The 25,412-nt window shown below is 70.9% G+C and carries 23 protein-coding genes and 1 pseudogene; 14 read left to right on the forward strand and 10 right to left on the reverse strand.

Annotation, left to right across the window (positions count from 1 at the left end):
- The first annotated feature begins 98 nt into the window (after positions 1-98).
- Positions 99-731: a TetR/AcrR family transcriptional regulator gene (locus OG266_RS04320; RefSeq protein ID WP_371542916.1), complete on the forward strand. Its 633-nt coding sequence runs from the start codon at positions 99-101 to the stop codon at positions 729-731.
- Positions 732-836: 105 nt separating this feature from the next.
- Positions 837-1,619: a DUF2993 domain-containing protein gene (locus OG266_RS04325; protein WP_371542919.1), complete on the forward strand. Its 783-nt coding sequence runs from the start codon at positions 837-839 to the stop codon at positions 1,617-1,619.
- Between the two features lie 25 nt (positions 1,620-1,644).
- On the opposite strand, the gene OG266_RS04330 is transcribed toward OG266_RS04325, so the two are convergent.
- Together OG266_RS04330 and OG266_RS04335 are read right to left on the reverse strand one after the other, a co-directional pair.
- Positions 1,645-2,289 carry a TetR/AcrR family transcriptional regulator gene (locus OG266_RS04330; protein ID WP_371542922.1) on the reverse strand — a complete coding sequence of 215 codons (645 nt, stop codon included), beginning with the start codon at positions 2,287-2,289 and terminating at the stop codon, positions 1,645-1,647.
- 13 nt (positions 2,290-2,302) lie between these two features.
- On the reverse strand, positions 2,303-2,938 hold the full coding sequence (locus OG266_RS04335; protein WP_371542925.1) for a TetR/AcrR family transcriptional regulator: 636 nt from the start codon (positions 2,936-2,938) through the stop codon (positions 2,303-2,305).
- A gap of 137 nt (positions 2,939-3,075) precedes the next feature.
- Here OG266_RS04335 and OG266_RS04340 point away from each other — a divergent pair, with 137 nt between their 5' ends.
- The 4 genes from OG266_RS04340 to OG266_RS04355 are packed head-to-tail and all read left to right on the forward strand — an operon-like array spanning position 3,076 to position 8,854.
- A complete protein-coding gene (locus tag OG266_RS04340) occupies positions 3,076-4,230 on the forward strand; it encodes a VOC family protein (RefSeq protein WP_371542928.1) in 1,155 nt (384 codons plus the stop codon).
- A 29-nt stretch (positions 4,231-4,259) separates the two neighbouring features.
- A complete protein-coding gene (locus OG266_RS04345) occupies positions 4,260-5,198 on the forward strand; it encodes a fumarylacetoacetate hydrolase family protein (RefSeq protein ID WP_266472161.1) in 939 nt (312 codons plus the stop codon).
- Between the two features lie 24 nt (positions 5,199-5,222).
- Positions 5,223-6,875: a bifunctional 3-(3-hydroxy-phenyl)propionate/3-hydroxycinnamic acid hydroxylase gene (locus OG266_RS04350; RefSeq protein ID WP_371542931.1), complete on the forward strand. Its 1,653-nt coding sequence runs from the start codon at positions 5,223-5,225 to the stop codon at positions 6,873-6,875.
- A gap of 2 nt (positions 6,876-6,877) precedes the next feature.
- The gene (locus tag OG266_RS04355) at positions 6,878-8,854 is read left to right on the forward strand and encodes an acetoacetate--CoA ligase (RefSeq protein ID WP_371552642.1); all 1,977 of its coding nucleotides are present in this window, start codon (positions 6,878-6,880) and stop codon (positions 8,852-8,854) included.
- A gap of 41 nt (positions 8,855-8,895) precedes the next feature.
- Here OG266_RS04355 and OG266_RS04360 read toward each other — a convergent pair whose 3' ends face one another.
- The 4 genes from OG266_RS04360 to OG266_RS04375 all read right to left on the reverse strand — a co-directional run bounded on the left by OG266_RS04360 (position 8,896) and on the right by OG266_RS04375 (position 13,100).
- Complete coding sequence (locus tag OG266_RS04360; protein WP_371542934.1) at positions 8,896-9,552, reverse strand: TetR/AcrR family transcriptional regulator; 657 nt, start codon at positions 9,550-9,552, stop codon at positions 8,896-8,898.
- Positions 9,553-9,643: 91 nt separating this feature from the next.
- On the reverse strand, positions 9,644-10,645 hold the full coding sequence (locus OG266_RS04365) for a VOC family protein (protein ID WP_371542937.1): 1,002 nt from the start codon (positions 10,643-10,645) through the stop codon (positions 9,644-9,646).
- On the reverse strand, positions 10,642-11,514 hold the full coding sequence (locus OG266_RS04370) for an alpha/beta fold hydrolase (protein ID WP_371542940.1): 873 nt from the start codon (positions 11,512-11,514) through the stop codon (positions 10,642-10,644). Before OG266_RS04370 ends, OG266_RS04365 begins: the two co-directional genes overlap by 4 nt.
- 8 nt (positions 11,515-11,522) lie before the next feature.
- Positions 11,523-13,100, reverse strand: a complete 1,578-nt coding sequence (locus OG266_RS04375) for a bifunctional 3-(3-hydroxy-phenyl)propionate/3-hydroxycinnamic acid hydroxylase (protein ID WP_371542943.1) — start codon at positions 13,098-13,100, stop codon at positions 11,523-11,525.
- 134 nt (positions 13,101-13,234) lie between these two features.
- Between OG266_RS04375 and OG266_RS04380 the strand changes: the two genes are divergently transcribed.
- The 5 genes from OG266_RS04380 to OG266_RS04400 all read left to right on the forward strand — a co-directional run bounded on the left by OG266_RS04380 (position 13,235) and on the right by OG266_RS04400 (position 17,913).
- Positions 13,235-13,867: a TetR/AcrR family transcriptional regulator gene (locus OG266_RS04380; RefSeq protein ID WP_371542946.1), complete on the forward strand. Its 633-nt coding sequence runs from the start codon at positions 13,235-13,237 to the stop codon at positions 13,865-13,867.
- Positions 13,864-14,652, forward strand: coding sequence for a 2-keto-4-pentenoate hydratase (locus OG266_RS04385; RefSeq protein WP_371542949.1), 789 nt, complete (start codon positions 13,864-13,866; stop codon positions 14,650-14,652). Before OG266_RS04380 ends, OG266_RS04385 begins: the two co-directional genes overlap by 4 nt.
- A gap of 242 nt (positions 14,653-14,894) precedes the next feature.
- Complete coding sequence (locus tag OG266_RS04390; RefSeq protein WP_371542953.1) at positions 14,895-15,854, forward strand: acetaldehyde dehydrogenase (acetylating); 960 nt, start codon at positions 14,895-14,897, stop codon at positions 15,852-15,854.
- Positions 15,851-16,870 carry a 4-hydroxy-2-oxovalerate aldolase gene (gene dmpG / locus OG266_RS04395; RefSeq protein ID WP_371542955.1) on the forward strand — a complete coding sequence of 340 codons (1,020 nt, stop codon included), beginning with the start codon at positions 15,851-15,853 and terminating at the stop codon, positions 16,868-16,870. Before OG266_RS04390 ends, dmpG begins: the two co-directional genes overlap by 4 nt.
- Positions 16,867-17,913: an amidohydrolase family protein gene (locus OG266_RS04400; protein ID WP_371542958.1), complete on the forward strand. Its 1,047-nt coding sequence runs from the start codon at positions 16,867-16,869 to the stop codon at positions 17,911-17,913. The genes dmpG and OG266_RS04400 overlap by 4 nt, the downstream gene beginning before the upstream one ends.
- Before the next feature lie 15 nt (positions 17,914-17,928).
- On the opposite strand, the gene OG266_RS04405 is transcribed toward OG266_RS04400, so the two are convergent.
- From OG266_RS04405 to OG266_RS04415, 3 genes and pseudogenes are all read right to left on the reverse strand, one after another.
- On the reverse strand, positions 17,929-18,774 hold the full coding sequence (locus OG266_RS04405; protein ID WP_266472180.1) for an MOSC domain-containing protein: 846 nt from the start codon (positions 18,772-18,774) through the stop codon (positions 17,929-17,931).
- 22 nt (positions 18,775-18,796) lie between these two features.
- Positions 18,797-19,099: pseudogene (locus OG266_RS04410) on the reverse strand (M24 family metallopeptidase); the annotation flags it as partial.
- A 511-nt stretch (positions 19,100-19,610) separates the two neighbouring features.
- Positions 19,611-20,480 carry a UbiA family prenyltransferase gene (locus OG266_RS04415; protein WP_371542961.1) on the reverse strand — a complete coding sequence of 290 codons (870 nt, stop codon included), beginning with the start codon at positions 20,478-20,480 and terminating at the stop codon, positions 19,611-19,613.
- A 149-nt stretch (positions 20,481-20,629) separates the two neighbouring features.
- Between OG266_RS04415 and OG266_RS04420 the strand changes: the two genes are divergently transcribed.
- Genes OG266_RS04420 through OG266_RS04430 form a run of 3 tightly spaced genes read left to right on the forward strand, consistent with a single transcriptional unit; the run spans position 20,630 to position 23,305 of the window.
- Positions 20,630-21,706 (forward strand): type III polyketide synthase, encoded by a 1,077-nt coding sequence (locus OG266_RS04420; RefSeq protein ID WP_371542963.1) that lies wholly within the window; start codon positions 20,630-20,632, stop codon positions 21,704-21,706.
- A 49-nt stretch (positions 21,707-21,755) separates the two neighbouring features.
- Complete coding sequence (locus tag OG266_RS04425; protein WP_371542966.1) at positions 21,756-22,295, forward strand: isoprenylcysteine carboxyl methyltransferase family protein; 540 nt, start codon at positions 21,756-21,758, stop codon at positions 22,293-22,295.
- Positions 22,292-23,305, forward strand: coding sequence for an NAD(P)/FAD-dependent oxidoreductase (locus tag OG266_RS04430; RefSeq protein WP_371542969.1), 1,014 nt, complete (start codon positions 22,292-22,294; stop codon positions 23,303-23,305). The genes OG266_RS04425 and OG266_RS04430 overlap by 4 nt, the downstream gene beginning before the upstream one ends.
- A 311-nt stretch (positions 23,306-23,616) precedes the next feature.
- Here OG266_RS04430 and OG266_RS04435 read toward each other — a convergent pair whose 3' ends face one another.
- Complete coding sequence (locus OG266_RS04435; RefSeq protein ID WP_371542972.1) at positions 23,617-25,194, reverse strand: glycoside hydrolase family 32 protein; 1,578 nt, start codon at positions 25,192-25,194, stop codon at positions 23,617-23,619.
- Between the last annotated feature and the right edge of the window lie 218 nt (positions 25,195-25,412).

Consider the following 25,412-nt stretch of genomic DNA (forward strand, 5'->3'; position numbering starts at 1 on the left):
GCACCGCACAGTTACTTGCCCAACGATGTGCAGACTAGTTTATTGCCCATCCGTGTGCAAATATCGGGCTGCCCTCCCCCGTCGACCGGAGGTCCGACATGACCAGCCCTCACGTCACAGGCGGCGGGCGGCGCCAGACACAGCTCACCCGGGCGCGCATCCTGGAAGCGGCACGGCAGGAACTCGGCCGTGATCCCGACAGCAGCCTCGGGGACATCGCCGAGGCCGCCGGCGTGGTGCGCCGCACCGTCTACGACCACTTCGCCGGTCGGTCCGCGCTGATCGAAGGCCTTGTCGCGGAAGCCGCGGAGGCACTGCGACACGCGTTGGCGGCCATGCCGCACCCCGCCCCTGACGCCGTCACCGCGATGACACGCTTCGTCGCGGCCCTGTGGCCCGTCGGCGACCGGTATCGCACGCTGCTGAGACTCGCGCCCCAGGACCTGTGCGCGGAACGGGTGGACGAAGTCCTCGCCCCCGCCCGCGACATGGCGGCGTCGATCATCGCCCAGGGCCAGCGGCAGGGCGTCTTCCGGACCAACGTCCCGCCCGAGCCGCTCAGTCGGGCGCTCGAAGGGCTCCTGCTGGCGCTCCTGGAGTGTGTGAACGCCGGCACCTGGAGCGACGACGGCACGCGCGCCGCGACCGCCGCCCTGATCGCGGTGGGGACGGACGGCGATCTCGCCCTCGCGCAGCTCCGCGAGTCCAGCCGCCCTGAGCGCACCACCTAGAAGCCCCGCCCATGTCCGGCCCCGGCGGTTCGCGCCAACGACCGGAGATCACTTCCCGAACTTGCTGAATCTCCCGAACTTCCTGAATTTCCTGAGAGGAAAGCCATGTACCAGTCCCAGCATGACGAGGAGCCCATGGGCGAGCCGTACTACGGAGACGGCGCCCTGTATGTGGGCTCCCCGACCCCGAGGAGGCGGCGCAGGATCCTCGCCGTCGCGTCCCTGGCCGCGTTGCTGGTCGGGGCTGTCGTCGTCGACCGAGTTGCCGCGGCCCGTGCCGAGAGCCGTACGGCCGAGGCGTTCCAGGAAGGCATGGGGACGCCGGAGCGGCCTTCGGTGCACGTCAGCGGATTCCCCGTACTGACGCAACTGGCCCGGGGGAACCTGCGGCACGTCGACATCACCGCGCATGACATACCGGCCCGCGGAACGACGCGGCTCCTGCCGGTGACGCAACTGACAGTCGGCATCGACGGTTTGAAGACCTCGGAGAACGCCGACGAAGCCCATGCGCGCAGTGTCGAGGCGACCGCCTTCCTGTCGTACGAGGACGTGTCGGAGGCGCTCGGCCTGGACGTCTCGCAGGGCGACGAGCCGGGCCGGGTCGAAGCGACGGTCGGCCTGCCGCTCGCCGGTGACGTGACCGTGAGCGCGGCGGTATCGGTGGCCGACGGCAACCGCATCGCCTTCTCGGACTTTCGCATCGCCGAGGGCGAGTTGATCCCTCCCGTGAAGGCGCTGCTCGACAAGGCCCTGGAAGAGCCCGTCCCTCTCCGGGGCATCCCCGAGGGCCTGCACCTGAGGTCGGTCACCACCACAGCGAAGGGGATCAACGCCCACTTCACCGGCAAGTCGGTCACCTTCCGCCCGAGTTCGACGTCCGCGTGATCCGTCGGGGGTGTCCGGTACGGGATCAGCCGTGGGAGCCTTCGGCCCGCATGTCCGCCGCCACACCCTCGACGGTCATGGTCGCCGTCTGCTCGGACACGCCCGCCGCGACCAGGGTGGCCACCGCGGTGCGCGTCCCGTCGTCCTCCCACGTCCCCGTGTTGACGCTCTCCAACAGGGAGAGGTTCAGGGCTTCCAGGGCGGCGCTCAGCACGGCTGCGGGCAGGTGGCCGTGGAACACGCCTGCACGCTGCCCCCGTTCGAGGATGGCGGTGGCCTCGTTGCGGGCCGGGGCGAGGATCTCGGACACCCGTTCCGTGCCCAGGTCCTGGCGGGCGAGGGCGAGGAGCAGCCGGTAACGGTCGCCGACGGGCCAGATCGACAGGACGAACCGGGCCAGGGCGCGCTGGGGTGTCTCCTCCGCGTCGGGCCTCCGGACCAAGGTGCCGCGCAGGGCCTCGGACGCCTCCTCGGCGAGCGCTTCCAGCAAGGCCGCGCGCCCCGGGAAGTGCCCGAAGAGCGTACGGCGGACCACGCCGGCGGCCCGCGCGATCTCCTCCAGGGTCACGTCGGGGTTCCGGCCGAGCTCCTGCCGGGCGGTGGCGAGGATGCGGGCCCGGTTGGAACGCGAGTTGCGTCGCTGCGGTTCGCGGACGACAGGCTTGGACACGGCGCTCTTCCCGTCAGCCGAGGTCGGGCAGCGGGCGCCGGGCGACGTCGTGGGCGTCCTCCGGCGGGACGCCCAGCATGCGCAGCAGCATCTCGGCGAGGTTCGACGCGGTCTCGTCACCGTCGAGTTCCGGCCGGGCGAACCGCAGTTCAACCAGCGCCAGCAGGGAGCCGCCCAAGGCGGTCAGCGCGACGGTCGGATCGGCGATGGTGAAACGGCCGGAGGCGATGCCGACCTCCAGGTCACGCATGGCACGCGAAGCCAGGCCCGAGTCGGAGTGGATGTGACCGAGGCCGCGGTGGCGCAGGATCTGCATCAGCTCGGGCTGGGAGTCGGCCAGGCGCGCGCCGAGGCGGAAGCCCGCCGCGACGAGCTCCGCCGGGTCGTCGATGCCCCGCAGGTGCTCGTCGAAGGTCTGGCCGAGTTCCTCGAGGGCGTCCCGCACGGCCGCGTCGAACAGTTCCGTCTTCGACTCGAAGTGGTTGTAGAAGGAGCCGAAGCCGACGTCCGCGCGCTCCGCGATCACCTGGATGCTGGCGCTGGTGTCCCCGGTCTCGGCGAGTATCCGCCGGGCCGCGCGGACGAGCGCCTGGCGGGTCTCGGCGCGACGCCGTTCGAAGCGGTTGCTGGGCGGGGCTGACGTCGGCATACGCGCGAGCTTAGCAACGGAGTCCCACACCTCCACAGTTCTGATGAATCCATCAGTTCCTTTGCGGCAAGCTATTGACGATCGAAGAATCAAAGTTGATGATTTCCTCATTACGGCAATGTTGCTTGGAGGACACCATGTCCGAAACCCGCGTCAACGCGGTCGGCGTCACGGACGTCAGGACGGCCCACCAGGACCTCCACAGCGCGCAGGGTGCCCTGCGCGGAGAGCATCCAGGACGTTCGCGGAATCCAGTGATCAAGGTGGCCGACCTGGCCTGGCTGGAGTTCGAGAAGCCCGACCTGGACCGCGCCGAGGTCTTCGGGCGGGACTTCGGGTTCGCGATCGCCGCCCGGACCGAGTCCGAGCTGTGGCTGCGCGGCAGCTTCGCCGGCTCACCGTGCATGGTGATCCGCAAGGGGCGCGCTAGCCGCTTCATCGGCCCCGTGTTCCGCGCGGCCGAGCGGGCCGACCTGGACCGGCTCGCCCGGGCGACGGGGACGGACGTACGCGACGCGGACGTCCCGGGCGGCGGCCGTGCCGTGAACCTGCTCGACCCCTCGGGCTTCCCCGTACGCGTCGTGCACTGTGGCGAGGAACTGCCTGCGCTGCCCGAACAGCGGCCGCTGCTGCTCAATTTCGGCACCGATCACCGTCGCAGGAATGCCACGCAGCGCCCGCCGCGTGAACCGTCCCGTATCCAGCGCCTGGGGCATGTGGTGCTGGAGACGCGGGTGTTCGCCCGGGCCCTGGACTGGTATCTGGACACGCTGGGCATGATCGTGTCCGACTTCCTGTTCCTGGACGGGCAGCGTGACCGTGGTCCGACCATGGCGTTCGTCCGCTGCGACCGGGGCGGTGCGGAGGTCGACCATCACACGCTGGCCATGCATCTGGGGCCGGGCAACGGCTATGTGCACTCCGCCTACCAGGTCACCGACCTGGACTCGCTCGCCACCGGCGGCGAGTACCTGAACGAACGTGGCTACAAGCGCAGTTGGGGCATCGGGCGGCACATCCAGGGCAGCCAGCTCTTCGACTACTGGCGCGACCCCGACCGCTTCATGCTGGAGCACTTCGCCGACGGCGACCTGTTCTCCTGCGACCTGGAGCCCGGCTGGGCACCCATGTCGACCAGCGGCCTCGCCCAGTGGGGCCCGCCGGCCACCCGCGACTTCCTCGGCGCCAGTCCCTCCCCCGCCCGGGTCCGCGATGTCATCCAGGCCCTGCGCGGCGACAACGAAATGGACCCGGCGCGCCTCCTTGGCCTGCTCAAGGCCGCGAACTCCTGAACCCCCGACTCCCCTATGAAGGCACTGATATGAGCACCAACGTCCTGCGTACCGCCGATGGCTGGTGGGTGGTGCGCGACGCGCGCGCTGTCCGTATCGACACCAAGGCCGTCACCACCGCCGAGCTGCTGGCCGACCGCGACGCCGTCCGGGAGACCGCCCTCTCTGGCGAGACGGGCACACCCGTGGCCGACCTGGTGGCACTCTCCCCGGTCACCACCCCTTGCCGGGTGGTCGCCCAGATGGTCAACTACCGCAGCCACGCCCGCGATTCGGGCTTCACCGGCGACATCCCGCCCGCCTTCTTCCGCAAGGCGTCCGGATCGGTGAGCGGCCCGGACGAGGCGATCGTCCGGCCGTCGCATGTGAAGTTCCTCGACTACGAGGCCGAGTTGGGCTTGGTGATGGGCGCGCCGCTGCCTGTGGGCACCGTGGTCGAGGAGCGGGACCTGCCCTCGTACGTCGCCGGGCTCGTGATCACCAATGACGTCAGCGCCCGGGACGTACAGCTCACCAAGACGCAGTTCTACGAGAGCAAGTCGTACCCCACCTTCACGCCGACCGGGCCCTACCTGGCGCTGCTTGAGCCGGAGGACTTCGCCCATCTCCTGGATCTGCGGCTGAAGTTGAACGTCAACGGGGATCTGCGTCAGGACCGCACCCTCGCCGACATGATCGTCCGACCGGCGCAGGCACTGACCCTGCTTGCCCGGTTCCAGACCCTCGATCCCGGCGATCTGCTGCTGACCGGCACCCCCGGCGGCACGGCGCTGAAGGCTCCGCCCAAGCCGGTCGAGAAGCTCGGGGCGCTGCTGCCGCCCGCGCTGAAGTGGAAGGCGTTCTTCAAGACCCAGGCCAAGAACCCGCACTACCTGCACCACGGAGACCAGGTGACCGTGACCATCGCCACCGGGGACGGGCGCATCGACCTCGGCGAGCAGCGCACCCCCGTGACCGACGCCGACTGAGACCCGACCCGAATCGAGCCGCACATGACCGTCGAGCACAACTCGGCAGAGGTACCCGTGGTGATAGTCGGAGCCGGGCCCGTGGGTGTGACCGCCGCCCTCCTGCTCGCCCGGCGTGGAATCCGTACCGTCGTCCTCGAACGCCACCGGGAGGTCTACCCCCTGCCGCGTGCCGTCGCCACCGACGACGAGGTGCGCCGCATTCTCCAAGCGGCAGGGGTCCAGGCGGAGTTCGCCGCCATCGCCCGCCCCGCGCGGGGGTTGCGGCTGCTGGACGCAGGGCACCGGGTGATGGCCGAGTTCCCGCGCGCCGCGCAGGGGGCACACGGCTTCCCGCAGACCAGCATGTTCGACCAGCCGGAGTTGGAGCGCGTGCTGCGCGACGCCTTGGCCCGCGCCCCGGAGTGCGAACTGCGCGGCGGGGTGGAGGTCGTCGGCGTCGAACAGGACGGCGACGACCCGGTCCGTGTGACCTACCGGGACGACGAGGGCGAACATCTGCTGCGGGCGGACGCCGTCCTCGGCTGCGACGGCGCGGGCGGCCTCACCCGCGACGCCATCGGCGCCGCCTGGGAGGACCTGCACTTCGAAGAACGCTGGACCGTCATCGACGTGCGCACCAGCCTCCCGGTGCGCTGCTGGGAAGGCGTCGACCAGATCTGTGACGCCGAGCGTCCGGCCACGTTCATGCGCATCGGCGAGGACCGCTACCGCTGGGAGTTCCGGCTGCGGGACGACTCGGAACTGGATCACGAGCGGCTGCGGGAGCTGCTCGCCCCATGGGTGGACCTCGCGCACGGCGCCGACTTCGAGCTGTTGCGGCAGGCGCAGTACACCTTCCGGGCGCGTATCGCCGACCGCTGGCGCCGAGGTCGCGTCTTCCTCCTCGGCGACGCGGCCCACCTCACCCCGCCCTTCGTCGGACAGGGGCTGTGCGCGGGCCTGCGCGACGCCTACAACCTGACCTGGAAACTGGCCCGGGTCCTGCAACAGGGCGCCGACGAGCGGCTGTTGGACACGTACGAGAGTGAACGCAAGCCCCACGCCCGGCATGTGATCCGCCTCGCGGTCGCCATGGGCTGGGCCATGACGGGCGGCCAGGACGGTGCCGCCGCCCTCCGCCGCGGCGTCCTGGGCACGGCCGTCCGCATCCCCGGCGTGACCGCGGCCGCCGCCCGTGACCTCAGTCCGGCGCTGACCGCAGGACCACTCGTACGGCGCCGTGTCCGCCTCGGCGGGCGCGGCCTCGTCGGTGGACGAGGTCTCGTCGGAGGGCGCGGTCTCGTCGGCGGCTTCTGCCCGCAGCCGTGGGTGAGCGTCGACGGGCGGCGCACCCGCTTCGACGAACTGCTCGGCGACTCCTTCGCCGTGCTGACCGCCGTACCGCTCTCCCCCTCGCTGAAGGCCGTCGCGGACGGTCTCGGCGCGCGGATCCTCTCCGTGGCCGGCCTCGGCGACGACGGAAGCCTCGCCGACTGGCTGCGCACGGGGCGGGCCGACGCCGCACTGCTGCGACCGGACCGAGTCGTGATGGACATCGTCCCGTCCGGCGGCCGCGACTTCACGGGTACGGCCGGCTGGGCGCCCCTGCTGCACACCACACGAAGCCCTTCCCCTTCCCCTGCCCCTTCCCAACAGACTGTTGAGAAGAGCCTGTTGAGGAGTTCGACGCGATGAACATGCCGCACCCGGCCCCCTTCTTCACGCCCGATCCGGAGGCGGCGGCAACCAGCCGCATCGCGGACTTCGCCCGGCGTCAAGGCATCGACGCCGGTGACTACGCCGCCCTGCACCACTGGTCGGTCACCGACCTGGAGGGCTTCTGGCGCGCGGTGTGGGAGTACTTCGACATCGACGCCGACACACCGTACGACCAGGTGCTGGCCGAGGAGACCATGCCCGGCGCCCACTGGTTCCCCGGTGCCACCCTCAACTACGCCCACCACGCTCTGCGCAACCTCACGGACGACGAGGTGGCAGTGATCGCCCTCGACGAGACCGGCTCCGGGTACGAGGTGACCGGCAAGCGGCTGCGTTCCCAGGTCGCCTCCGTCGCCGCCACCCTGCGCGACCTGGGTGTCGGCAAGGGCGACCGGGTCGTCGGCTACCTCCCCAACACCCCGCACGCGATCGTGGCGTTCCTGGCCGCCGCAAGCCTGGGCGCCGTGTGGTCGGTGTGCGGGCAGGACTACGCCCCCCAGGCCGCCGCCGACCGCTTCGCCCAGCTCGAACCCACCGTCCTGATCGCGGCCGACGGCTACCTCTTCAACGGCAGCACCCACGACCGCCGCGAGGCCGTCCTCGAACTGGCCTGCGCACTCCCGACGTTGAAGGCGACCCTGCTGGTCGACCACGTGGGACTGCCCTGGCCCTCGCGGAACTACCCGTCGCTGGTGGTCCCGTGGGAGGACGCGTCCACCCGCACCGAACAACTCTCCTGTGCCGCCGTACCGTTCGACCACCCGCTGTGGGTCGTCTTCTCCTCAGGGACGACCGGCCTGCCCAAGGGCATCGTGCACGGCCACGGCGGCGTCCTCCTTGAGCACCTCAAGACCCTCGGCCTGCACTCGGACCTCGGCCCCGGCGACCGCCTCCTCTGGTACACCACCACCCACTGGATGATGTGGAACCTGGTCGCCTCCACGCTGCTCACCGGCGCGACCACCTGCACGTACGAAGGCAGCCCGGCGCCACTCACCCGCCCCGACGTACTCTGGGAGCTGGCCGCCCGCCACCGTGTCACCGTCTTCGGCACCAGCCCCCAATACCTCCTCGGCATGGCCAAGTTCGGCATCGACCCGTCCGTGCACGACCTGTCGTCCGTCCGTGTGGTCGGCTGCACCGGCTCCGCCCTGCCGGCCTCCGCCTACCCCTGGGTCCGCGACCACGTCGGCGAACGCATCCTGCTCGCCTCGATCAGCGGCGGCACCGACATCGTCTCCGGCTTCGCCGGCAGCGCACCCACGACCCCCGCCTGGGCGGGCGAGCTGTCCGCTCCCCACCTGGGCGTGGCCCTGGCCGCGTACGACGCCGAGGGCGTCCCGGTCGTCGACCAGGTCGGCGAGTTGGTCGTCACCCGCCCGATGCCGTCGATGCCGCTGTCCTTCTGGAACGACCCCGACGGCAGCCGCTACCACGACGCCTACTTCTCCACCTACCCCGGCGTCTGGCGGCACGGCGACTGGATCACGGTCACGGGACACGGCTCGGTGATCGTCCACGGCCGCTCCGACTCCACCCTCAACCGCAACGGCGTACGCCTCGGCAGCGCCGACATCCACGACGTCGTAGAACGCCTCCCCGAGATCACCGAAGCCCTCGTCATCGGCGCGGAGGAACCCGACGGCGGCTACTGGATGCCGCTGTTCGTGGTTCCCGCGGCCGGAATGACTGTGGACGACGGCCTACGGGAAAGGATCAAGGAGGCGATCCGCATCGGCGCCTCCCCCCGCCACGTGCCCGATGAGATCCTCGAAGTCCCCGCCATCCCGCACACCCGCACGGGCAAGAAACTCGAAGTCCCCGTCAAACGCCTCCTGCAGGGCGCTCCGGTGGAGCAGGTCGTCAACCCGGCCGCGGTGGACGCCCCCGGCCTCATCGACTACTACGCCCGCCTGGGGGCCGACCGCCGCGGACGGAGGAGCACCGAGGCCTGAGGCCGGCACGGATCACCGGACGAAGGTGCGGGTACGACGGCTCAGTCGTCGGCCGCGGACTCAGCGGCCACCGTCGGCGCGACAGCCTCGGCCACTGCCCGTGCCCGTTCCTGGGGCACCCCGGCCGCGATGAGTGTGGAAGTGGCGACCCGGACCCCGTCGTCCTCGAGATCCCCGGTGTTGACCGCCTCCAGGAACGCGACCGACATCGCTTCCAGCCCGGCGCTCAGCACGGCGGCCGGCAGATGCGTGTGGAAGACGCCGTCCCGCTGCCCTCGCTCCAGAATGGCCGTGGCCTTCTCACGGGCCGGCGCGAGCACCTCGGCCACGCGTTCCGCGCCCAGGTCGCGCTGGGCCAGCGCCAGGAGCAGGCGGTAGCGGTCCCCCACGGGCCACAGCGAGAGCGAGAGGTGCGCGAGCGCCCGCTCGGCAGGCTCCGGTTCCGCGAGCCGCGCACCTGCCAGCGCGCTCCGAAGGGCCTCGGAGGCCTCCTCGGCGAGCGCCTCCAGCAACGCCGCTCGCCCCGGAAAGTGGCCGAAGAGAGTCCGTCGTACGACGCCCGCGGCCTGCGCCAGTTCCTCCAGCGTGACGTCCGGGTTCCGCCCGAGTTCCCGGCGGGCCGTGGCCAGGATGCGCTCCCGATTGGCCCGCGAATTGCGTCGCAACGGCTCGCGGACAACGGGCTTGGCGGCGGCCACGGAAACCTCGATGGATCAGTGCGGGGAGCGGAGGACGGGGCTGGACGAAGAGCGCGGTCATTCTCGCACGGAGCACATGTGTCGGGTTTGGTCAGTCGTCCGGGATGCCAGGGCCACTGAGGGCGGGGACGGTGATCTCAGGGTGGGCGAGGGAGCGGGCGCCGAGCCGGAACTGGACGAGTTTGTCGATGATGGTCTGGCCTACGGGGGTGTGGCCCCAGACGCTGATGCCCTGGTGGGTGCTGGGCTGCCAGGTGTTCTCGTCGATGACGACGGGGTTCCAGCCCACCTCCCACTCGAAGCCGGAGGGGGTGCGGGCGTAGTAGGACAGTTCCTTGTCGTTGGTGTGCTGGCCGACCGACAGGGCCATGTCGAAGCCGAGTTCGTGCACGCGCTGGTAGCTGCGGGCGACGTCGTCGAGGGTGGCGGCCTGGATGTTGAGGTGCTGGACGCGGGTGCGGACGGGGTCGACCGGCAGGCCCCGGACGGCGGCGATCGCGATGGAGTGGTGGCGTTCGTTGACGCGCAGGAAGCGGATCTTGAGCTTGACGCCGCTGATGGTCTCGTCGATGTAGTCGGTCAGGCGGGCGTCGAAGACGGTGTTGAAGTAGCCGCGGATCTGGGCCGGTCTGGTGGACGTGATCGCGATGTGGCCCATGCCGGAGTCGCCCGTGACGAAGCCGGTGGCAAGCATGGTCAGGGGCTCCGCGGACTTCACCGGGGCGGTGTAGATCTCCTGCGTGATGCCCTTGGGGCCGGGGAAGCGCAGGAGGCGTTCGACACCGCGCAGCGTGGCCTCTTCGGGCGTGCCCTCGACGACGGGGACGCCACGGGCGCGGATACGGGCCTCGATCCGCTCGAAAGTGGTGTGGTCGTCGATGTGCCAGCCGATGGCGACGACGTCCTCGGCCGGGCCCCGCCGGAGCAGGAAGCGGCATTCCTGGTCGTCGAGGCGGAAGCACATCAGGCCGGCGTCGAGATCGTCACGGTGCATGCCGATGGCTTCGGTGCCGAAGCGGCGCCAGTCGGCGAAGCGGTCGGTCTCGATGACGACGTAACCGAGGTGGACCGAACCGAAGACCGGAGTGTTCATCGACGGCCCGCCAGGAAGTCGGCGCACAGCCGGTTGAAGAGCTCGGCGCGTTCGAACTGCACCCAGTGCCCGGTGTTGGCCACCAGGTAGAGGTCGCAGTTGGGCATCCGGTCGGCCAGCATGGCCCCACCGCCGGGCCGGTTGACCCTGTCCTCGGCGCCCCACAGGACCAGGGTCGGCACCGGCAGGCGGGCGAGGCGTGGATCGCGGGTGAAGTCCATCTTCCACAGGGTGCGCAGCGCGTTCGGGCCGGAGGGGCGGCGCAGTGGCGGGGCCGCGACGACCTCGGGGTCGATGCTGGCCTCGTAGCGCGCGTCGATGACCGAGTCCGGTACGTCGGCGGCGTTGAAGACCAGGTGGTTGCGGATGAACTTCTCCAGCTTCAGCCTCGAAGGACCCTCACCGGAGTAGTAGTTGAGCAGGCTGTTGAGGCCAGGCGTGGGCAGGGCACGGGTGGTTCCGATGCCGCCGGGGCCCATGAGGACCATGCGGTCGACCCGGTCGGGGGTGTCCAGGGCCAGGCGCAAGGCACAGGCACCGCCGTAGGAGTTGCCCGCCAAGTGGGCCTTCTCCAGGCCGAGTTGATCGAGCAGCCCACGGATGCCGTCGGCGAGGTACCCGAACGGGTCGGCGGCGCCGACGCCCTTGGTGCTGCGTCCGTAGCCGGGCAGGTCGGGCACGATGACCCGGTACTCCTTCGCCAGCGCGGCGATGTTGCGGACGTAGTTGGAGACTCCGGAGGCACCGGGGCCGCCGCCGTGCAGGAGCAGCACGGGCGGTCCGTCACCGGTCTCGGCGACGAAGATCTTCTTGCCGGCGACGTCGAGCAACGACTCCCGCATCGACGGCAGTTCGGTGTACGTGGTCATGGTGGTCCTCACTGGGCGGTCACGGCGGGGGTCGGGTGCGGTGCCCGGGCGAATCCGGCCGGGGGCGGCGGGAGTTGGGCGCCCGAAGGGGCGGCGGCGTAGACGTAGGCGTCCGGGCGCAGGGCGAGTACGGCGGCGCGGTGCTCGGCCATCCAGGCCAGCAGGACGCCGTCGCTGTCGACGACGGAGCCCTCGGCCGGGCGGGACCCGGCGGGCGTGACGGTGAGCGTCGGGAGCCCGAGGCGGTCCCAGGCGGGCTGGGGTGTGGCGGATCCCGCGTGCAGGAGCAGCCAGTTGCCGCCGAGCGCGTCGTCCAGCCGGCCCCGTATGCCGTCGGGCCCGGTCACCCACGGCTGGGGCACCTGGCGGCCGGACGCCTTGGTGCGGGGACGGGCCTGCAGTCCGTCGGCGTAGTGGGCGACGGGTATCCAGCGCGAGTCCTGGAGCCAGTTGCCGAAGCCCGGCACATGGTTGAGGGCGCGCAGCCCGGAGTCGCGGACCCGGGTGACGGGCAGGCGCCGTTCGGTGATGATCCGCCCGACGAAGGCCGCCCGTTTGGTGATCTCCTTGACGTGGGGCTTGCGCTCGGTCTCGTAGCTGTCGAGCACGGTCTCGGGCAGTTCGCCGCGCAGCACGGAGTCGAGCTTCCAGCACAGGTTGGCCGCGTCACGCACGCCGGCGGCCATGCCCTGGCCGATCCACGGCGGCATGGCGTGGGCGGCGTCACCGGCGAGGAAGACCCTGCCGACCCGGAAGCGGGAGGCGAAGCGCACGTGGTGGCTGTAGACGGTGGCCCGCAGGATCTTGATGTTGTCCCGGCCGATCCCGTACCGGGAGACCAGCCCGTACACGGCGTCGTCGGTGGTCAGATACGTCTCGTCGTCGCCCGGCAGGATCGGGAACTCCCAGCGGTGGTGCCCGAGCGGGGTCGGGCAGTCGACGGCGGGCCGGGCCGGGTCGCAGCGGAAGCGCAGCCGGTCGTGGTCCGGCCACGGCTTCAGCATCTCGGTGTCGATGACCACCCAGCGGTCCTCGTAGGTTCGGCCCTCGTAGCCGATGTTCAGCTGCGCGCGGGTGAGGCTGGAGCCGCCGTCGGCCGCGATCACGTACGAGGCGCGCAGCCGTCGTACGGAGTCGTCGGCACCGGCCACGGTCAGTTCGCACCCGTGGGCGTCCTCGCGCAGCCGCAGGCACTCGTGCCGCAGCAGGATCTCCACGTTCGGGTAGCGGCCGACTCCGTCACGCAGGACCTGCTCCAGCGCGGGCTGATAGATGAACATCTGCGGCGGATGCCCGTGTCCGCGCGGGGTGGGGTGCGCGCTGAGGAAGGGTCGGCCGTGCGCGTCGACGAAGTCGAGGGGCCGCTCGGCCAGCATGTCCTGCTTCAGCCGGTCGGCCAGACCGGTGCGCTGCCAGATCCGTAGGACCTCCTCGTCGGTGGAGATCGCGCGGGCGCGGGTGTAGATCTCGGCGTCGCGTTCCACGACGACCACCCGTAGGCCCATCGCCCCCAACAGGTTCGCCGCGGTGACGCCCGTGGGGCCGTATCCGATCACCGCCACGTCATAGGCGATTTCTTCGCGCACCGGGCCACCTCACTGTCGCCGTCGACATGTCTGGTCGTCATGCTTGCTGTAGCGTTTACTACAATTGGAATGACCGCTACGGTAAGCTCGGCGCAGCAGACGGTCAAGCGCCGGACACGACGGAGGACACCCACATGACCAGGCCGCAGCCGACACGCAGGAAGCGCGCCAACGGCGTGGAATCGCGGCAGCGCATCCTCGACGCCACGGTGGAGATCGCGGGCGAACGCGGTTACGAGGGCACGTCCATCGCGGCGGTCAGCGCCAAGTGCGGGCTGCCGGCCAGCTCGATCTACTGGCACTTCAAGGACAAGGACGACCTGATCGGCGCGGTGATCGAGCGCAGCTTCGAGAGCTGGCTCGCGGCGGTGGAGTTGCCGGGCGAGGAGAGCGGTACGCCGCTGGAGCGGGCCACGAGTATGGCGGCGAACGTGGCCAAGTCACTCGTCGACGCCCCGGACTTCCTGCGCCTCGGGCTGATGCTCGCCCTGGAGCGGCGCCCCACGGAGCCCCGGGGCCGCACGGTGTTCCTCCAGGTCCGCGAGATCGCCAACCAGAAGATCCGGGAAGTCGTCGAGGACCTCTTCCCGGATCTCGACGGGGACGCCGTCCACACCCTCACCACCTACGCCGTCGCCGGGGCCGACGGGCTGTTCGTACAGCGCGAGATCAACGGTGACGCCGTCGACCTGGTGGCCCTGTTCGAACTCCACGCCCAGCTGGTCTACGACGCGGCCACCCGCATGGCAGCAAGGAGCAAGGGATGACCCTGACCGAGCGACAACGCGAGGAAGCCGCCCGGCTGCTGCGCGAGGCAGAGCACCACGTGGCACCGGTCGACCCGCTGTCGGCACTGCTGCCCGGCCTGGACCTGGCCGACGCCTACACCGTCCAGCGGGACAACATCGCCCGGCGCCTCGCCGACGGCGCCACCGTCATCGGCCACAAGGTCGGCCTGACCGCGGCCGCGATGCGGCAGCTCCTCGGCGTCGACGAGCCCGACTTCGGCCATCTCCTTGACGACATGGTCCACCGCGACGGCGCACCGGTCCGCGCGGCGCGCTACTGCGCCCCGCGCATCGAGCCGGAGATCTGCTTCCGCCTCGCCCGGCCCCTCCGCGGTCCCGGCGTCACCATCGCGGACGTGCTGGCCGCCACCGACGCGGTCGCGCCCGCCCAGGAGATCGTCGACAGCCGGATCCGCGACTGGAGGATCACCCTGGTGGACACAGTCGCCGACAACGCCAGCTCGGCGGGGATCGTCTACGGTGCCTGGACGCCGCCGGCCGACGCGCCCGATCTCGCCGCCGTCACCGTCGATCTGACCGTCGACGGCGAGCACGTCGCGGCGGGCAGCGGTTCGGAGGTCCTGGGCCATCCCGCCGCCGCGGTCGCCTGGCTGGCCAACACCCTCGCCGCCTTCGGCACCGCCCTGGAGCCGGGACACCTGGTGCTGCCCGGTGCCATGACCACCGCCCCCTTCGTCCACGCCGGCCAGAAGATCGAGGCACGCTTCAGCGGCCTCGGGCCGGTGTCGGTGACGTTCGTCTGACCGGCCGCTTTCCCCACCTGCCCGTCTCCGTCTGCCCCGGCATTTCCAGCCCACGCAGCATTTCCGGCCCGTCCGGCGTTTCCAGCCCGTCCGGCGTTTGAGGACAAGGCCCCTTCAGGGCCGAAGCGGGGGCCCGGGGGGCGCAGCCCCCAGGGATGGGACGGGCAAGGGCGGCGGGGGCGAAGAAGAACCCACCCGCACCCGCACGCCGACCCGATCCACCCGCCCGAGGAGAACCCCGCATGCCTCCCACCCCCGCCCCCTGGCCGGTCGCAGTCATCGGCTCCGGCAACATCGGTACCGACCTGATGCTCAAGATCCTTCGAGGTTCCGGCGCGCTCACCATGGCCGCGATGGCCGGTATCGACCCCGCCTCCGACGGCCTGGCCCGCGCCCGCCGCCTGGGCATCGCCACCACAGCCGACGGCATCGACGGACTCCTCGCCCTGCCCCAATTCGCGGACGTCGAGCTGGTCTTCGACGCCACCTCCGCCACCGCCCACCGGGCGAACTGGGCCAAGCTGGAGCCCACCGGCGTTCGAGTCCTCGACCTGACCCCTGCCGCGATCGGTCCTTACTGCGTGCCCGTGGTCAACCTCGACGCCCACCTCGACGCCCCGAACCTGAACATGGTCACCTGCGGCGGCCAGGCCACCGTCCCCATAGCCGCCGCCGTCGCCCAAGTCGCCCCCGTCGCCTACGCGGAGATCGTCTCCTCCATCGCCGCCCGGTCCGCCGGGCCCGGTACCCGCGCCAACATCGACGAGTTCACCGAGACCACGTCACGAGCTCTGCGTGAAGTCGCCGGGGCCCGGCGGAGCAAGGCCGTGATCGTCCTCAACCCGGCCGAGCCGCCGCTGCTCATGCGCAACACCGTGTACTGCCTGGTCGACGGCGACTGCGACCACGCCCAGATCGAGAACAGCATCCTGGCCATGGCGGACAAGGTGCGCGCGTACGTGCCGGGTTACCGGCTCAGGCAGAGGGTCCAGTTCGACATGCACGGCCCGGACAACCCCCTGCACATCCCGCAGACGGGCAGGTTCACCGGCACCAAGGTCACCGTGATGCTCGAAGTCACCGGCGCCGCCGACTACTTGCCCGCGTACGCCGGGAACCTCGACATCATGACCTCCGCGGCCGTCGCCGCCGCGGAGCGCATCGCCCAGCACGCCCTGACCACCGCGGGAGCCGTCCGATGAGCCGCCTCTACATCAGCGACGTGACCCTCCGGGACGGCATGCACGCCGTTCGCCACCAGTACACGGTCGTCCAGGCCGTCTCCATAGCCGCCGCCCTGGACGCGGCCGGGGTGGACTCCATCGAGGTCGCCCACGGCGACGGCCTGGCCGGCTCCTCCTGCGTGTACGGCTTCGGCGCCCACACCGACTTGGAGTGGATCGAGGCCGTCGCCGGCGCGGTCACCCGCGCGCGGGTCGCCACGCTCCTCCTGCCCGGCATCGGCAGCGTGCACGACTTGCGCGACGCCCACCGCGCAGGAGCCTCCGTCGTACGCGTGGCCACACACTGCACCGAGGCCGACATCTCGGCCCAGCACATCGCCGCCGCGCGGGAGTTGGGCATGGACACCGTCGGCTTCCTGATGATGAGCCACATGGCCGACCCGGCGGACCTCGCGCGGCAGGCGAAACTGATGGAGGGATACGGCGCCACCTGCGTGTACGTCGTCGACTCCGGCGGCGCCCTGACCATGCACGGAGTCGCCGAACGCGTCGACGCCCTGCGCCAGGCCCTCGCCCCGGACACCGAGATCGGTATCCACGCCCATCACAACCTCTCCTTGGGCGTGGCAAACTCGATCACCGCCGTCGAGCACGGCTGCAACCGGGTCGACGCCTCCCTCGCCGGCATGGGCGCCGGCGCGGGCAACGCCCCGCTGGAGGTCTTCGTCGCCGCCGCCGACAAGCTCGGTCTGGCGCACGGCTGCGATCTGTTCGCCCTCCAGGACGCCGCCGACGATCTCGTACGACCGCTGCAGGACCGCCCGGTCCAGGTCGACCGAGAGACCCTCACCCTCGGCTACGCCGGCGTCTATTCCAGCTTCCTCCGCCACGCGGAGGCCGCCTCGGCGCGCTACGGCATCGACGCCCGCAGCCTGCTCGTCGAGGTCGGCCGGCGTGGCATGGTCGGCGGCCAGGAAGACATGATCACGGATGTGGCGCTCGACCTGCTCGCCGCTCGGGCGACCGCGTCATGACCCCTGCGACGGGGCGGGTCGACGTCCACCAGCACATCGTCCCCTCCTTCTACCGCGATCTCCTCGCCAAGGCGGGTATCGCCGAGGCCGGCGGCCGCCAACTGCCCGACTGGAGCGCGGAAGCGGCCCTGGAAGTGATGGATCTGCTCGGCACCACCACGGCGATCGTGTCCGTCTCCACTCCCGGCACCGGCTTCCTCACCGACCCGGCCGAAGCCACCGCGCTGGCTCGTCGGCTCAACGACCACTCCGCGTCCCTGGCCGCCGAACACCCCGGCCGTTTCGGCTACTTCGCCACGCTGCCCATGCCGGATGCCGCCGCCTCCGCGACCGAGGCCAGGCGTGCCCTGGACGTGCTGGGGGCCGACGGGGTCACCCTGCTCGCCAACAACCAAGGCGCCTACCTCGGCGCGGGCGGCCAGGACGAAATGTGGCAGGTCCTCGACGACCGGGACGCCGTAGTGTTCGTCCACCCCGCCGAACTCCCGGCGCCCGCCGTCGAGAACATCCCGCCGTTCGCCGCCGACTTCCTCCTGGACACCACCCGGGCCGCGTATCTCCTCGTCCGCAACGGCATCCTGCGCACGTACCCGAACATCCGGTTCATTCTCAGCCACGCGGGCGGCTTCGTGCCGTACGCCTCCCACCGCATGGCCGTCGCCATCGCGGGCGACACCGGGCGCAGCCCTCTGGACGTGCTGGACGACTTCCGCGGCTTCCACTTCGACACGGCCCTGTCCTCCAGCCCCGCCGCCCTGCCCACGCTGCTCGCCTTCGCCCGCCCCGGGCACGTTCTCTTCGGCAGCGACTGGCCGTTCGCTCCGACCGCTGCCGGCCAGTACTTCGCCGGCGGCCTCGACACCGGCGTGGCCCCGGACGCCCTTCAGGCCGTCAACCGCGCCAACGCCGAAGCCCTGTTCCCCCACCTGGCCACCGCTCCCATACTGACTCCGGCCCGTCCGATCGCGGCCCGTCTGCGCCAGTCCGCCCAAAGAACCGGCGCCCGTCTCCTCTTCAAACTCGTCCAACCCGGCACCCGTTGAGTGCCCGGCAAGTGGTCACGCGGCCTCCTGCAAGGTGATCGCGTCGCCCACTCGGACCGTCCCCGCTTCAAGGACGTCCAGGTACACACCGAGGCATGAAAGCCGGCCCAGGTCGAACACCGGTATGCGGTGGTCACGGGCAACCGCACGCATGATGGCGGGGTCGGGCGGCAGTTCGTCATGGCCGAGGGTGGGTACCACGCAGCGAGGCGTGGGCACCACAACCCGGAACAGTGCCTCCCCCACCCGCAGTCGTGACCCCACCCAGGCGTCCTCCGGGAAACCCGGCCCTCCGTGGGTGTCCACGACCAGGTTCGGCCGGAAGCGGCGCGCGTCGAAGTCCCCGGCGGGATGGACGGTTCGCATCCGGGCCAGGGCCGACGTGGTGACGAGGTGGACCCGGCCGAAGTCGAAGAACGTCCCCGGCGCGACGCTGCCGGACGTGATGCTCTCCCCGGTGGCATCGACGGACGCCGACTCCCGCACGGCATCAGGGACACCGCCTTCGTACTCGGGCACGGCGCGCTCCAGCCTGCCGTGCTCCGGTACGGCGGCCGAGACGAACACCTGACGGCCCAGCAGCTTGGACAACTCCACGTCCAGATCAGGGTCTTCGACCGACAGGGCGGTCCCGTCCGGCAACACGACCCGGACCACGCCGGATTCGTCCAGTCGACTCCGGCAGCGCAGCAACGCCCCCCACTTCCGCGGGTGTTTGGCACTGCCCACCGCGTCGGTCTCATCGAGCACGGCGTACACCCGGTCCCCGGAGAGCCCGCCCTCCGTGACCGCCACGGCAATCACGGCCTCACCCAGCATCGACTTCACCGGATACCGGTACAGCGCTGTCACAGTCCCCATAGATCGATTATGGCCGCCGGTCCCGCGGAGCCTCCGCGAACACCTCGGGGAGGTCGTCACGCAGCCGGTGCTTGACCGGGTCGTCGCCCAGGACGAAGGTCCGGCCGAAGTCGGCCTCGTACTCCTCGAAGATCGGCCCGAAGTCCGCGAACACGATGTCTTCCGCGCCGATCACCCGGTCCGGCGGATTCTCCCTGTACGGCATCAGCGTGTTCGGCCCCGAACGCACGATCCGCTTGTGCCAGTGCCGATCCGTGCCGAACAGCTCGTTCGCCAGGTCCCGGCTCCGGTCACTGACCGCCCGCTCCCCCTCGCCGGGCGCCACGGGCGCTGGTCCTTCCTATCGAAGAGCGGACCGCGGCACGGCCAGATGCCCTCGCGCACCATGCGCGGATCCAGCGGCCGCAAGAACACCAGGGGCGAGGACCGCAAGTGAGAGTCACCGGATGAGCGGTAGAACGCCAGGTGTGCCCTGTGGCGGCTGATGGCCGGTCGACCCGGGCCCAGGGCTGGTGGCCGAGCGGGCGGCGGCCCCGTGCCGACATCGCCATCGTGGTCCTGTGCGGTACGGGGGCCGTCCTGATCGTCTGACCACCCGCGACCGAACAAGAGCGCATCGCAGTCCGCCGTCACCAGCAGGTTGTGGTGCGGGCGGCCGGCGGTATCGTCGCTCGGTCGTCATTGGCGCGTGAACCCGGCAAAGCGGTGAACGGCAGCCTTACGGGCCGCGCCGAGGTCACGGCCGGAGGCAGCAGTCGCGAACTGACGGCAACCGCAGCAGGCATCGGCAACTCCCGTTTCTGCCTGCGGGTTCCGCACGGTGCGGGGCCGAACGGTCAGGCGATCCCGGTGCCGCGCAGCAGCAGCAACGCCACGTCCACCGCCGCCACAGCGACCGCTGCCGCGAACGCCAACCGCTCCCAGCGGCGTCCCAGCACCGTCCCCGCCGTCGCGATCAGCGCGGTCACCACGAGCACTGCCATTCCCCACCTGCCGGGTGGTCCGGTGGGCCCCAGCACCAGAACCGCGGACGCGGCAACCAGCGGAACCGGCAGCAGCAGCCGCGCGCCATCCGGGCCCAGCCGGTGCGGCCATCCCCGTACACCCGTCGCCAGATCCCCGCGGATGTCCGGCAGCACATCGCCCAGATGGGCGCCGACCCCCAGTAACGCCCCGGCGGTGACGACCCACCAAGCCGGCCACGGATGCCCCGGCAGCCCCAGCGCCACGAACGCCGGGAGCGCGGCGAAACCCACCGCATACGGCGCCCAGGACCATGCTGTCGCCTTGAGCCGCAGGTCGTACGCCCACGCGGCCGCCACCCCGGTCAGGTGAACGGCGCCCGCCCACAGGCCACACGCGAACGACAGCGGCACGCATAGGGCCAGCGCGGCGTACGCAGCCACCCACACCTCCGTCACACCGACCGTGCCGTCGACGACGGGTTTGCCACGACGGCCGGCAGCGATGTCCCGGCGCGCGTCGAACGCGTCGTTGCACCAGCCGACGGACAACTGCCCGGTCAGCACAGCGGCGCCGGTCAGCACACAACGCGCGGCGCTCTGACCGGCGGTGACAGCGAGCGCGGCCATCAGTGCGGTGACTGCCACGACGGGCCCGGGGTGGCACGACCCGGCCAGGCCACCCACCCGGCCGGCCCAACTCGCCTCGGGGCCGCCGGTCGTCAACTGCTCGGGTGTGCCCACCAGCCGATCGTAGGCGCCCGGGCCCCACCCGGCTGGTGCACGCGCCCTCCGGGGCGAACCGCCAGACGGGCGATCCGTGGTGTCGAAGTCCCGGTCCGGGGAACACGTGGGGAGCAACTCACCCCAGTCGGTAACCAGACGGGATCTATATGACGCGGATCGCCGCCGTTCACGGTGCCCTCGCACCGCACCGTCGCACCCAGCACGAGATCACCGACATGGTGGCCCGCACCTGCCTGCCGGAAGGTACGGACCGCCGGGTCCTGGACCGGCTGCACCGCAGCGCGAAGGTCGGCTCGCGTCACATGACTCTGCCGCTCGAACGGTACGAGGAACTGGACGGATTCGGCGCCTCCAACGACGTCTTCATCGCCGCCGCCACCGACCTGGGCGCCAAGGCCGTCCGGGGCGCGCTGCACGCCGCCGATCTGTCCGCGGCCGACGTGGATCTGCTGATCTTCACCTCCGTCACCGGCATCGCCACCCCCTCGATCGACGCACGGCTGGTCGGCCGCCTCGGGCTGCGGCCGGACGTCAAACGACTGCCCCTGTTCGGCCTGGGCTGTGCCGGTGGCGCCGCCGGCCTGTCCCGTATGCACGACTACCTGCTGGGCCGGCCCGACCAGGTGGCGGTGCTGCTCTCGGTCGAACTGTGCTCGCTCACCTTCCAGCGCAACGACGCCTCCATGGCCAACCTGGTCGCCACCGGACTGTTCGGCGACGGCGCAGCCGCGGTTGTCGCGTGCGGCGCGGACCGCCCGGAGCGCCCGGAGCGCCCGGACGAGACCGCCGGCCCGACGATCGTGGACACCCGCAGCCACCTGTATCCGGACACCGGGCGCGTCATGGGCTGGGACATCAAGAACACCGGCTTCAAGGTCGTCCTCGACCCGCAGGTACCCGATGTGGTGCGCCGGTACCTCGCCGACGACGTCGAGGGGTTTCTCGGCGACCACGGGATCAAGCCGAAGGACGTGACCGCCTGGGTGTGTCACCCCGGCGGACCCAAGGTCCTTCACGCCGTCACCGAGGCTCTCGACCTGCCCGACGACGCACTCGATGTGACCTGGCGTCACCTGGCCGACGTGGGCAACCTGTCCTCGTCATCGGTGCTCCACGTACTGCGCGACACCCTGGCCGAACGCCGCCCGCCGCCGGGCACACCGGGCCTGCTGCTGGCGATGGGCCCCGGCTTCGCCTGCGAACTCGTCCTGCTGCGCTGGTAGTTCGGACCGCCGAAGGACCATCGAAGGACCATCGAAGGACACAGGACACATGATCTGGTACGGACTGCTGGTGGCCGCCGTCGCCGGCGAGCGCCTCGCCGAACTCGTCGTCGCCCGCCGCAACGAACGGTGGAGCACCGCCCGCGGCGCGACCGAGACCGGGCAGGGCCACTACCCGGCGATGGTCGCCCTCCACACCGGCCTGCTGATCGCCTGCCCGGCCGAAGTGTGGCTGGCCGACCGGCCCTTCGTCCCCGCCCTGGCCTGGCCGATGCTCGCTGTGCTGGTGGCCGCCCAGGCGCTGCGGTGGTGGTGCATCCGCACCCTGGGCCCCCGTTGGAACACCCGGGTGATCGTCGTATCCGGCCTGCCGCTGGTGACGGGCGGCCCCTACCGGTGGCGGTGGCTGCGGCATCCGAACTATGTGGCCGTCGTCGCCGAGGGCGTGGCCCTGCCACTGGTCCACACGGCCTGGGTCACCGCGGTCGCGTTCACAGCACTCAACGCCGTCCTGCTCACCGTGCGCATCCGCTGCGAGAACCGGGCGCTGGCCGCCGCGGCCACACCGACCGCGCCCGTTCCGGCGTGATCGACGTACTGGTGGCCGGCGGCGGACCCGCCGGTCTGGCCGCCGCCATCCACGCCGCGCTCGCCGGCCTGGAAGCCGTCGTCGTCGAACCTCGAACCGGCCCCGTGGACAAGGCATGCGGAGAAGGCGTCATGCCCGGCGGAGTCTCCGCGCTGCGAGCACTGGGCGTCGAGGTCACCGGCCGCGAACTGCGCGGCATCCGCTACGTGGACGGCACCACCCGTGCCGAAGCGTCCTTCCGCGGCAGCAACGGGCTGGGAGTCCGCCGTACGACGCTGCACTCCGCACTGCACCAGCGCGCTGTCGACGTCGGCGTGCGGATGCTGCCGGGCAAGGTCGGCGAGGTGCGCCAGAGCGCGGACACGGTCACCGCCGCGGGCACCACGGCCCGTTGGCTGATCGCCGCCGACGGCCTGCACTCTCCGGTGCGCCGCGGTCTGGGGCTGGAACTGCCGGGCCGCCCCCACGGCCGCTACGGCCTACGCCGGCACTACCGCGTCGAGCCGTGGACGGACTTCGTGGAGGTCCACTGGTCCACGCACGGCGAGGCCTATGTGACACCGGTCGGTGACGACCTGGTGGGCATCGCGGTCCTCAGCCGCAGCCGTCGCGGATACGACGAACACCTGGCCGGCTTCCCTGACCTCGTGGCGTCGCTGCGCGGCCCGGCCGCGACAGAAGTACGCGGCGCCGGACCACTGCGACAGCGGGTGAAGCGCAGAACCGCCGGCCGTGTCCTGCTCGTCGGCGACGCCGCGGGCTACCTGGACGCCCTCACCGGTGAGGGCATCGCCCTCTCGCTGGCGACAGCCGGGGCGGCCGTCCGCTGCCTGGCCGCCGGGCGACCGGCCGAGTACGAGCACGCCTGGGCCCGGCTGACCAGGCGCCACCGCCTGCTGACCGGAGCCCTGCTGGCCGCGAGCCACCGCCCTGGCACCGCCCGCCTCATCGTCCCCGCAGCGTCCCGGATGCCCCCGGTGTTCTCGGCCGCGGTCCGCGCACTGCAGTAGGGACCCGGCCCCCTTTCACACGCCGCGCTGTGGATGCACAGCCCCATGCCCACACAAACAAATGGGAAACGAACCGGCCCCCGGGGACACCGTCGACGCCCTCCTCCGCCTTGCAGCCAGACGCTCCCCCACGCTCGAACAACCTCGCGCGGGGGGACCCCCATTCGCCCCGCTCACCTTCGTCTATTCGGCGCCGCAGCTATTCTCCGACCTGACCCGCCGGACAGGCCCCGGCCTGCCTCGGTACAGAGAGCCCTGGCGCGCCAGTCGTCGGCAGCCTCTCGGCCCGCCCCGGCCACCTCCCCGTCGGATCAGACCGTGAACTCCCGGATCACCACGTTCCGGAACACCGCCTGCCCGTCGATCGTGAACAGCGCCAGTGCGGTGTCGGACGGGTCGGGGAAGGCCTCGGTCGAGTGCACGTACCGGCCGTCGCCGACGAACATCTCGACGGACGTGCGGTCGACGAGGATCCGCAGGCGGACCGTGCCGGCGGACAGGTCGAACGGCGTGCGGCTCTCCTGCCAGCGGCCGGAGGTGTCGGGGCTCACGGTGTAACCGCGGTTGACGAAGGCGTAGTCGCCGTAGACCCCCGCGTCGATGTGCCGCCCACCGTCCGAGGACCGCCGCAACTGGAGGCCGGCGCCCAGTAGTTGGTCCCAGGTGATCTCACAGGTCAGCTCGTACGCGGTACCCGTGTAGTCGAGCGTTCGTGTGCCGTCGACCGCGATGTCGCCGAGGTCCACCGTGCGCGACACATGGTCGTCCAGGGCCGCCACCGGCTGGGACGCCAGGTAGTACGTACCCGACGCGTACTTCAGTCGTACCTCGCGGACGATCGAGTCGGTGCCGTTGAAGCCGTCGCACTCGATGGTGGGCGTGGTGTTCGCGTAGTCCCAGTGGTTCATCCAGCCGATCGCATACCGCGCGTCAGGGTCCAGGACCCCGCTCGCGTCACGTTTGTCGAAGGTGACCGCCGCGTACCAGTCCCAGCCGTGGTCCAGCCACTGGGGATCGGACGCGTCGGCGGTGAAGGTCGTACCGTCGAAGGAACCCGTCCAGTACGCGAACGTGCTCGGCAGCCCGGAGCCCTTGCCGTTGGCGCTGACGCCCAGCACCCACTTCCAGGTCCCGTCGTCCGCCCTGATCCGGAACAGGTCGGGGCACTCCAGGACGCCGATGCCGCCCTTGATGAAGCCGCCGACGTACGTCCACGTCTTGAGGTCGGCGGAGTGGTAGAAGCCGACTTTGTCGTTCTCGGCGAGCAGCATCACCCACCGCCCGCGTTCCTCGTCGCGGATCACCTTGGGGTCGCGGAAGTCCCGTACGCCGGGGTTGGGGAGGACCGGGGCGGTGCCGTGGTTCGTGAAGGTGCGGCCGTCGTCCGTCGAGTAGTACAGGTACTGGGCCTGGGTGACATCGTCGGGCGCCATGGTGGCGATGACGATCACCGCGCCCGCGCCGAAGCCCGCCGTGTCGTCCGTGTCGACCACCGCCGAGCCGGACCAGACATCGCCGTTGGGCGTCGTGTTCTTCGGCACGGCAATGCCCCGGTCGGTGAAGGAGACGAGGTCGGTGCTGGTGGCCAGGCGCCAGGTGGTGCCGGCCGTCGTGCCGCCCGTCGAGTAGTCGGGGTTGTAGAGGTAGTAGTAGTGGTACTCGCCGTCGATCCAGATCGGGCGCTGCGGGTCGTTCATCCACTGGTCGGGGACCGTGAAGTGGTACTCGGCGCGGTAGCTGCCCGTGCACGCGGCCGTCGCCTCGCGGGGCACCGCCACCGCCGGTCTCACGAGGTCCGGCAGCAGAACACCGGCGGCGCCGACGGCCGAGGCCGTCAGCAGCAACCGCCTGGACAGTGTCTCTCCCGGGCCGAGCGAACTCCTCTTCATGCCACGCATCGTGCGGCTCCCTTCCCCGACGTCGTCGTCGGGACACGGCTCATGTGGTCCGGAACCGTATACCTAACTCGTTAAAGGTCAAGCCCTCGTGCAAGCCCTCACGTACCGACCGTTCCCGTAACTTCCCATCCACGCACATCCCTTGACAGAGCCGCAGCGGGGTTCCCATCATCATGGAATCCACCTTGGGCTAACACGAGTTAGGCTCG

Source organism: Streptomyces sp. NBC_00554 (genome assembly GCF_041431135.1).
Lineage (GTDB): Bacteria > Actinomycetota > Actinomycetes > Streptomycetales > Streptomycetaceae > Streptomyces.

Excerpts from the sequence above, each read along its gene's own strand:
- OG266_RS04370 (WP_371542940.1), bottom strand. The coding sequence starts at position 11,514 with ATGACCACGTACACCGAACTGCCGTCGATGCGGGAGTCGTTGCTCGAC.
- OG266_RS04365 (WP_371542937.1), bottom strand. The coding sequence starts at position 10,645 with ATGAACACTCCGGTCTTCGGTTCGGTCCACCTCGGTTACGTCGTCATC.
- OG266_RS04400 (WP_371542958.1), top strand. The coding sequence starts at position 16,867 with ATGACCCCTGCGACGGGGCGGGTCGACGTCCACCAGCACATCGTCCCC.
- OG266_RS04340 (WP_371542928.1), top strand. The coding sequence starts at position 3,076 with ATGTCCGAAACCCGCGTCAACGCGGTCGGCGTCACGGACGTCAGGACG.
- OG266_RS04435 (WP_371542972.1), bottom strand. The coding sequence starts at position 25,194 with ATGAAGAGGAGTTCGCTCGGCCCGGGAGAGACACTGTCCAGGCGGTTG.
- OG266_RS04350 (WP_371542931.1), top strand. The coding sequence starts at position 5,223 with ATGACCGTCGAGCACAACTCGGCAGAGGTACCCGTGGTGATAGTCGGA.
- OG266_RS04380 (WP_371542946.1), top strand. The coding sequence starts at position 13,235 with ATGACCAGGCCGCAGCCGACACGCAGGAAGCGCGCCAACGGCGTGGAA.
- OG266_RS04335 (WP_371542925.1), bottom strand. The coding sequence starts at position 2,938 with ATGCCGACGTCAGCCCCGCCCAGCAACCGCTTCGAACGGCGTCGCGCC.
- OG266_RS04385 (WP_371542949.1), top strand. The coding sequence starts at position 13,864 with ATGACCCTGACCGAGCGACAACGCGAGGAAGCCGCCCGGCTGCTGCGC.
- OG266_RS04405 (WP_266472180.1), bottom strand. The coding sequence starts at position 18,774 with ATGGGGACTGTGACAGCGCTGTACCGGTATCCGGTGAAGTCGATGCTG.
- OG266_RS04345 (WP_266472161.1), top strand. The coding sequence starts at position 4,260 with ATGAGCACCAACGTCCTGCGTACCGCCGATGGCTGGTGGGTGGTGCGC.
- dmpG (WP_371542955.1), top strand. The coding sequence starts at position 15,851 with ATGAGCCGCCTCTACATCAGCGACGTGACCCTCCGGGACGGCATGCAC.
- OG266_RS04320 (WP_371542916.1), top strand. The coding sequence starts at position 99 with ATGACCAGCCCTCACGTCACAGGCGGCGGGCGGCGCCAGACACAGCTC.
- OG266_RS04325 (WP_371542919.1), top strand. The coding sequence starts at position 837 with ATGTACCAGTCCCAGCATGACGAGGAGCCCATGGGCGAGCCGTACTAC.
- OG266_RS04390 (WP_371542953.1), top strand. The coding sequence starts at position 14,895 with ATGCCTCCCACCCCCGCCCCCTGGCCGGTCGCAGTCATCGGCTCCGGC.
- OG266_RS04420 (WP_371542963.1), top strand. The coding sequence starts at position 20,630 with ATGACGCGGATCGCCGCCGTTCACGGTGCCCTCGCACCGCACCGTCGC.
- OG266_RS04425 (WP_371542966.1), top strand. The coding sequence starts at position 21,756 with ATGATCTGGTACGGACTGCTGGTGGCCGCCGTCGCCGGCGAGCGCCTC.
- OG266_RS04355 (WP_371552642.1), top strand. The coding sequence starts at position 6,878 with ATGCCGCACCCGGCCCCCTTCTTCACGCCCGATCCGGAGGCGGCGGCA.